The organism is Kitasatospora nipponensis (assembly GCF_039528135.1).
GTDB classification, from domain to species: domain Bacteria; phylum Actinomycetota; class Actinomycetes; order Streptomycetales; family Streptomycetaceae; genus Kitasatospora; species Kitasatospora nipponensis.
In genome coordinates this window covers 119,847-127,637 of the sequence record NZ_BAAALF010000003.1, presented here as the reverse complement: position 1 = coordinate 127,637, position 7,791 = coordinate 119,847, and the positions used below count along the sequence as shown (strand labels likewise).

6 protein-coding genes are annotated in these 7,791 nt (G+C 72.3%); all 6 read right to left on the bottom strand.

Annotation, left to right across the window (positions count from 1 at the left end; translation table 11 throughout):
- Positions 1-169: 169 nt before the first annotated feature.
- Positions 170-1,468 (bottom strand): 6-phospho-beta-glucosidase, encoded by a 1,299-nt coding sequence (locus ABD323_RS02040; RefSeq protein WP_344438272.1) that lies wholly within the window; start codon positions 1,466-1,468, stop codon positions 170-172.
- Complete coding sequence (locus tag ABD323_RS02035; RefSeq protein WP_344438270.1) at positions 1,468-2,379, bottom strand: carbohydrate ABC transporter permease; 912 nt, start codon at positions 2,377-2,379, stop codon at positions 1,468-1,470. The genes ABD323_RS02040 and ABD323_RS02035 overlap by 1 nt, the downstream gene beginning before the upstream one ends.
- Before the next feature lie 3 nt (positions 2,380-2,382).
- The gene (locus ABD323_RS02030) at positions 2,383-3,360 is read right to left on the bottom strand and encodes a carbohydrate ABC transporter permease (RefSeq protein ID WP_344438268.1); all 978 of its coding nucleotides are present in this window, start codon (positions 3,358-3,360) and stop codon (positions 2,383-2,385) included.
- A 7-nt stretch (positions 3,361-3,367) separates the two neighbouring features.
- A complete protein-coding gene (locus ABD323_RS02025) occupies positions 3,368-4,729 on the bottom strand; it encodes an extracellular solute-binding protein (protein WP_344438266.1) in 1,362 nt (453 codons plus the stop codon).
- A 171-nt stretch (positions 4,730-4,900) separates the two neighbouring features.
- On the bottom strand, positions 4,901-6,127 hold the full coding sequence (locus ABD323_RS02020; RefSeq protein WP_425555830.1) for an ROK family transcriptional regulator: 1,227 nt from the start codon (positions 6,125-6,127) through the stop codon (positions 4,901-4,903).
- A gap of 312 nt (positions 6,128-6,439) precedes the next feature.
- On the bottom strand, positions 6,440-7,549 hold the full coding sequence (locus tag ABD323_RS02015) for a mechanosensitive ion channel family protein (protein WP_425555829.1): 1,110 nt from the start codon (positions 7,547-7,549) through the stop codon (positions 6,440-6,442).
- Positions 7,550-7,791: the final 242 nt, after the last annotated feature.

Here is a 7,791-nt window from a genome sequence, read left to right as displayed (position 1 = left end):
CCCCCCCCGACCGGGCGCCGGCGCCGGCCGGCCCGGTGTCGGCCCGGCCGCTGCCGGCGCTCTGCTCTGCTGGTTCCAACTGGTGGTGGTCCATCGGTTCCCCGGACTCCCCGGACTCGTGCGTGGCCCCGGGCCGTCCCGGCCGGGGTGTCGTGCTGCGGAGCGGTGCTCAGGCCCAGGCCAGATGCGCACGGTTGTGCGCGAGCAGGCGGTCCGTCAGCTGGTCGGCCAGCTCGATCTGGCCGACCAGCGGGTGCGCCAGCAGGGCGTCGAAGACCCGGTCCCGGCCGCCCTTGAGCGCGGCCTCCAGGGCGAGCTGCTCGTAGGCCGTCACGTTCGCGATCAGGCCGGCGAAGAGCGGCTCCACGGCGCGCTGCGGCAGCGGGCGCACGCCGTCGGCGTCCACCTCGGCCGGCACCTCGATCACCGCGTCGTCGGGCAGGAAGGGCAGGATCCCGTCGTTGCGGGTGTTCACCACCTGTACGTCCACCCCGGCGCCGGGCGTGGCCCCGGTGCCCAGCAGTGCGGCGATCAGCTGCACCGCCGCCTCGGAGTAGAAGGCCCCGCCGCGCTGGGCGAGCAGCTCGGGCTTGGTGTCCAGCGCCGGGTCCGCGTACATCTCCAGCAACTGCCGCTCGATCTCGGCCACCTGCGAGGCGCGCGAGCCGCTCGCCCGCAACTCCTCGACCACCACGTCGTGCTGGTAGAAGTAGCGCAGGTAGTAGGAGGGCACCACGCCGAGCCGGCGGATCACCGGCAGCGGCAGGTGCAGGTCCTCGGCGATCTCCGGGCCGAAGCCGCCGAGCAGCTCCGGCAGCACCTCGCGGCCGCCCGCGGCGCCCGGCGCGTCCAGCAGGGTGACCCCGCGCTCCCAGCTCAGGTGGTTCAGGCCGACGTGGTCGAGCCGGATCAACTCCGGTGCCACGCCCAGGTGCCGGGCGAACTTGCGCTGGAAGCCGATGGCCACGTTGCAGAGCCCGACCGCCTTGTGGCCGGCGTTCTGCAGCGCCCGGGTGACGATCCCGACCGGGTTGGTGAAGTCCACGATCCAGGCCTGCGGGTTGGCCCGGCGGACCCGCTCGGCGATGTCCAGGACCACCGGGACGGTGCGCAGCGCCTTCGCCAACCCGCCCGCGCCGGTGGTCTCCTGGCCCACGCAGCCGCACTCCAGCGGCCAGCTCTCGTCCTCGCCACGGGCCGCCTGCCCGCCGACCCGCAGTTGCAGCAGCACCGCGTCCGCGCCGGCCACCCCGGCGTCCACGTCGGTGGTGGTGGTGACCCGGGCCGGGTGGCCCTGCTTGGCGAAGATCCGCCGGGCCAGGCCGCCGACCAGCTCCAGGCGGTCGGCCGCCGGGTCGATCAGCACCAGTTCGCCGATCGGCAGGCTGTCGCGCAACCGGGCGAAGCCGTCGATGAGTTCGGGCGTGTAGGTGGAACCGCCGCCGACGATGGCGAGCTTGAGAGACATCAGCCCTTGACCCCTGTCAGTGTCACGCCTTCGATGAAGGCCTTTTGCGCGAAGAAGAAGAGAACGATGACCGGCGCCATGACCAGCAGCGTCGCCGCCATGGTGAGGTTCCAGTTGGTGTGGTGCGCGCCCTTGAAGGACTCCAGGCCGTAGGAGAGCGTCCAGGCGCCGGGGTTCTCGCTGGAGTAGATCTGCGGCCCGAAGTAGTCGTTCCAGCAGTAGAAGAACTGGAAGAGCGCGACGGCCGCGATGGCGGGCCTGGCCATCGGCAGGATCACCCGCAGCAGGGTCCGCAGCTCCCCGCAGCCGTCGATCCGGGCCGCCTCCACGTACTCCTTGGGGATGGTCAGCAGGAACTGCCGCAGCAGGAAGATGGTGAAGGCGTCGCCGAAGGCCATCGGGATGATCAGCGGCCAGAGCGTGCCGGTCAGGTGCAACTGCTTGGCCCAGAACAGGTACATCGGGATCACCGTCACCTGCGGCGGCAGCATCATCATCGAGATGACCGCCATCAGGGCCAGGTTGCGCCCGCGGAAGCGGAAGCGGGCCAGCGCGTAGGCGACCGGCACGCTGGAGACCACGGTGAGCACCGTGCCCAGGCCCGCGTAGAGCAGGGTGTTGCGCCACCAGGTGAGGAACCCGGGGGTCCGCCAGACCTTGGCGTAGTTGGCCCACTGCCAGTGCTGCGGCCAGAAGTCCGAGGTCAGCGCCTGCTTGTCGGTCATCACCGAGGTCAGGAAGACGAAGACGAACGGCAGCAGGAAGAAGAGCGCGGCGGCCACCGCGGTCGAGTGCACGGCCAGCCAGTGCAGCGCGGCGCGGCGCCGGGCCACCCGGGCGGCGGCGGTGCGGGCCGGCACCGGGCCGGACTCGGCGGCGGTGCGTCCGGTGGGGGTCAGGCTCAGGGCCATGGGTCAGTCCTCACTCGACAGGAAGCCGGCCCGACGGCGCAGCAGCAGGGAGGTGAAGGCCATCGAGAGCCCGAAGAGCACCAGCGCCACCACGCAGGCCGACCCCGTGTCGAAGCGCTGGAAGCCGAGGCTGTAGACCATCTGCGGCAGGGTCCAGGTGGAACCGTGCGGGTAGCCGGGCTCGAACTGCTGCCCGGAGCCGCCGACCACGCCGCTGGCGACCTTCCCGGCCACGATCGCCTGGGTGTAGTACTGCATGGTCTGGATCACCCCGGTGACCACCGCGAACATCACGATGGGCGAGATGTTGGGGAAGGTCACGAAGCGGAACTTCTGCCAGGGGCCGGCGCCGTCCAGCTCGGCCGCCTCGTACTGCTCGCGCGGGACGTCCAGCAGCGCCGCCATGAAGATCACCATGAGGTCGCCCACGCCCCACATGGCCAGCAGGCTCAGCGCCGGCTTCGACCAGGTCGGGTCGGTGAACCAGCCGGGCTGCGGCAGCCCCAGCTCGCCCAGGAAGTGGTTGACCGGCCCGGTCCCGGGGTTGAGCAGGAAGGCGAAGGCGATGGTGGCGGCCACCGGCGGCGCCAGGTAGGGCAGGTAGAAGGCGGTGCGGAAGAAGCCCGCCCCGGTCTTCACCTTGGTGATCAGCAGGCCCACCCCCAGCCCGAAGGCCACCCGCAGGGTGACCATCACCACCACCAGCCAGAGCGTGTTGCGCAGGCCCTGCCAGAAGAACGGGTAGTGGTTGAAGACGTAGTCCCAGTTCTTCAGCCCGGTGAAGACGGGGGCGGTGAAGCCGTCGTACTTCATGAAGGAGAAGTACACGGTGGAGACCAGCGGGTAGAGGAAGAAGAAGCCGAAGCCGATCAGCCAGGGCGACAGGAAGGCCAGTGTGCGGGCCCGCTCCCGCCGGCGCTTGCGGCGCAGCGCGCGCTGCGGGGCGAGCGCCGGCGGGAGGGTGGAGTCGAGCAGTGCCATCGGGACGTCACTTCGCCTGGTCGATGGCGGCGTTGATCTCCTTGTCGGTGGCCGCGAGGCCGGCCGCCAGGTCGCTCTGCTTGCCGCTCTCCACGTCGTAGGCGAAGTTCTGCAGGCTCACCTGGTACGCGCCGCCGTTGATACTGGCGGGCGTGGTGCTGGAGTTGGCGTTGCGGGCCACGTCCAGGAACGTCTTGAAGTTCGGATCGGCGTCCAGCTTGGGCGAGTTGAGCGCCGCGTTGGTGCTGGGCACGTTGTGGATGGCGTTGGCGAAGCTCACCACGGCGTCCGTGTCGGTGGTCAGGTACTTCACCAACTGCCAGGCGGCGGCCTGCTTCTTGCTGCCCTGCGCGATGCCGATGATGGTGCCGGTCTGGTAGCCGCGCCCGTAGGTGGCGGCCAGCGCGTCCGGCACCGGGAACGGCGCGGTCGCCCAGTCGATGTCGGGCTTGTCGTCGGCCAGCGAGGCGGTGCGCCACTCGCCGTCGATCGCCATCGCCACCTGGCCGGTCTCGAACGGGTTCTTGGCGCTGAACTCGTCGCCGAAGGTGGTCCGGAACTTCTCCAGCTTGTCGAAGCCGCCCAGCTGGCCGATCAGGTTCTTCTGCCAGGTCAGCATCGCGGAGACGGTCGGGTCGCCGGCCAGCGCGGACTTGCCGTCGGCGCCGAAGTACCCGGTGCCCCACTGCCCGAGGTAGTGCGCGGGGGAGGACTCGTAGCCGTGGTAGTTCGGCAGGAAGCCGAGCTGCTGGTAGCCGTCGCCGCTCGCGACGGTCAGCTTGACCGCGTCGGCGTCGAACTCGCTGAGGGTCTTGGGCGGGGCGGTGATGCCGGCCGCGGCGAACGCCTTCTTGTTGTAGTAGAGCCCGTACGCGTCGCCCAGCAGCGGCAGCGAGCACTGGTCGCCCTGGAACTGGCTGTACTTCAGCATCGCGGAGGGGAACGTCGCCACCGGGTCTATGCCGTCCTGCTTGAGGAACGGGGTCAGGTCGGTCCAGACCTTGGAGGCGCAGAACTTGCCGACGTTGTCGGTGGTGAAGGAGGAGACCACGTCGGGGGCGTCGGGGCCGCCGGCCCGCAGCGCCTGCTCGCTCTTGTCGTCGGCGATGTTGGCGACCACGTTGACGTGGATGTTCGGGTGCAGCTTCTCGAAGGCGGCGATGTTGTCGTTGATCGCCTTGGTCTCGTTGTCCTGGCTCCAGCCGTGCCAGAAGGTGATGGTGACGTCCTTGCCGGACGCCGAGCCGTCGCCCGCGCCGCCGGCGCTGTTGGTGCCGGTGCAGGCGCCGGCCAGCAGTGCCACCGAGGCGCTCAGGGCGAGGGCCGCGGCCGCGCGGCGGGATCTTCCGGGGGTGCGGGTGCTGGTCACGAGAGTCCTCCTGGGGGGTGCGGGGGCAGGCGTCATCGCCCGTCGGCCCCGGTGGGGAATAGGGGGAACGGTGAGCGGGGAGAGCGGGGTGCTGTCAGGCGGTGCGGTCGGACGGTCGGACAGGTGCGGTCGGGCGGGTGGCCTGGGACAGGTGCGGTCCGGCGGGTGGCGTCAGGCGGTGGTGAAGACCGTCTCCCGGGCGGCGGTCAGGGCGCGCTGCAGGGCGCCGTGCAGCACGGGCGAGCCGGGCACCGTGCTGTTGCGCAGCACCGGGCGGGGCACGGCCAGGCCGGTGAGCTCCTCCTGGACGAGCTCGCGCAGCCGCTCGCCGCCGGCGGTGGGCGTACCGCCGGAGAGCACCACCAGTTCGGGGTCGATCACGGCCACGATCGCGGCCAGCCCGGTGGCCAGCCGGTGGGCCAGCACGGCGAGGAACTCCTCACCCGCGCCGGGGGTCCCCAGCGCCCGGGCGATGGCCGCCTCGGCCGTGCGGGCACCCAGGCCGTGCTGCTTGGCGAGCGCCAGGACCGCGTTGGCGCCGGCCAGCTCCTGGAAGCCGCCGGACTGCTCGCGGCGGGCGTGGCGCACCACCGGCGCCCCGGGCACCGGCATGTAGCCGACCTCGCCCGCGCCACCGGTGAAGCCGCGGTGCAGCCGTCCGCCGATCACGATGGCCGCACCCACGCCCTCCTCGGCCCAGAAGAGCACGAAGTCCTCGCAGTCGCGCGCCGATCCGAGCACCCGCTCGGCGACGGCGGCCAGGTTGACGTCGTTCTCGATGGCCACCGGCGCGCCCAGGGCCTCCTGGAGCTCGGCCGGCAGGCCCGGGGAGTGCCAGCCGGGCAGGTGCGAGGCGTAGCGCAGCTTGTTGGTGTTGGGGTCCAGCGCGCCGGGGGTGCCGATGGTGATCTCCCGCAGGCAGCCCGGCTGGAGGCCTGCCTGCCGCAGGGTCTCGGCGAGCCCGTCGGCGACCCGCCGTACGGTCCCCGAGGCCTGCCGGCCGGGGGTGGGCAGCAGGTGCTCGGCCAGCGTGCGCCCGGTGATGTCGGCGACGGCGAACCGAATGTGGCTGCGCGTCACGTCCATCCCGGCCACGTAACCGGCGGCCGGATTCACCTGGTACAGCTGCGCGTTGGGGCCCGGTCCGCCCAGCGTGGTGCCCACCGGCACGACCAGTTGGGCGGCCTCCAGCCGGGCCAGCAGCTGGGAGGCGGTCGGCTTGGAGAGCCCGGTCAGGGTGCCGATCCGGGTCCGGGAGAGCGGGCCGTGCTCCAGCAGCAGGTCGAGCGCGGCCCGGTCGTTGATCGCCCGCAGCCGGCTGGGAGTGCCGGGGCGCGGGGCGGTGGCGGGTCCGGAGGTGGGCGGGGTGGCGGCGGAGGGGCGGGTGGTGTCGGTCACGTGCTGATCCTCCTCCGTCGGGGGCGGCGACTGCCACGCAGGTGGGAACCGGCGGGGCGGTGGGTGTCGCTCGGGGATTGTTAGTAAAGTTTCCAATCGCTGAGAGGACGGTAGGTCGCGCGCCCGGAGAGTGTCAATGACCCGTCGGGCACTGGATGCGGATCCGTTACCGGACACGACGCAGCCCCGCACTCCGCCGGGTGGCGGGGGCGGGGCTGCGGGTGCCGCGCGCGTCTGCGCGGTGGTACCGGACGCGGTGGTCCGGGCGGGGCGGTGGAGAGGGGGTGGTGGCGGACGGGAGGCCGGTCGGGGCTACGGCAGCTTGCCGAGCACCTGCTGCTCCTCCGGGGTGGGCGGCGGGATCGGCCGGGTGGCCATCGAGCGGGCCGAGGCGGGATCGGCGAGCGCGGAGGGCGCGAGCGCCTCCACCGCGGCGCCGGCGGCGGGGGAGAGCGCGACCGCCTCCTCCTTGAGCTTGATGCCCTCGTCGTCGAAGACGTACTTCAGCCGCTGGCGCAGCCCGCGGGTCACCAGCGCCGCCTTGCCGGGCATGGTGCGCGCCTCCACCCGCAGCACCACCGCGTCCGCGGCCACCGACTCCACGCCCAGCACCCGCACCGGGTCCCAGAGCAGCTCGTCCCACGGGCTCTGCTTGGCGAAGTCCTCGGCGGTCTGCAGGATCAGCGACTCGACCCGGCCCAGGTTCTCCCGGTAGCCCACCTGGACGTCCACGGTCGCGGTCGACCAGCCCTGGCTCATGTTGGCGATCCGCTTCACCTCGCCGTTGCGGATGTACCAGATCTCGCCGTTCGCGCCGCGCAGCTTGGTCACCCGCAGGCCGACCTCCAGCACGGTCCCGGTGGCCACCCCGGTGTCGATCTCGTCCCCCACGCCGTACTGGTCCTCCATGATCATGAAGACCCCGGAGAGGAAGTCGGTCACCAGGTTGCGCGCGCCGAAACCGATCGCCACGCCCGCCACCCCGGCGCTGGCCAGCAGCGGGGCCAGGTTGACGCCGAGCGCCGAGAGCACCATCAGCGCGGCCGTGCCCATGATGCTGAACGAGGCGACGCTGCGCAGCACCGAGCCGATCGCCGCCGAGCGCTGCTGGCGGCGCTCGGTGTTGACCAGCAGCCCGCCGAGCCGGCTGGTGGCCTCCAGGTCGCCCTCCGGCTCGCGGGTCATCCGGTGTATGAACTGCGAGATCAGCTTGCGCACCACCGCCCGCAGCACCAGGGCCAGCAGCACGATCAGGATGATCCGCAGCCCGCCCTCCAGCCAGTTCTGCCAGTTGGCGCCCAGCCAGCCGGTCGCCTGTCTGGCGCTGTTCGAGACGTCGCCGGCACTGGTCGGCAGTCGCAGCACCGGGGTGGGGTCGTCGGTGGCGCTGGGGAGGAGGGCCGGGGATCCGGACCAGCTCACGGTGGAACCTTCCTGCTCAGGGGCACGGTGCGGCCGCCGAGCAGCGTGCCGCCCGGGCCGGCCCAGGAGCGGCCGGCCCTTGGTGGGCGGTCGCTCCAGGCAGGGCCTAAGCCGCTCAGCCTAGTGCCCGGGCGCCTGACCCCGAGCCACGGCCGGTGCCACCGGGGCCGCTCACCGGGCCAGCCGCCGGGGCCGCCGGAGGGCCCACCGGGCGCGCCCCCCCGCCCCCCCCCCGCCCGCCT

Coding starts and splice junctions, on each gene's coding strand:
- ABD323_RS02040 (WP_344438272.1), bottom strand. CDS start 1,468: ATGTCTCTCAAGCTCGCCATCGTCGGCGGCGGTTCCACCTACACGCCC.
- ABD323_RS02035 (WP_344438270.1), bottom strand. CDS start 2,379: ATGGCCCTGAGCCTGACCCCCACCGGACGCACCGCCGCCGAGTCCGGC.
- ABD323_RS02030 (WP_344438268.1), bottom strand. CDS start 3,360: ATGGCACTGCTCGACTCCACCCTCCCGCCGGCGCTCGCCCCGCAGCGC.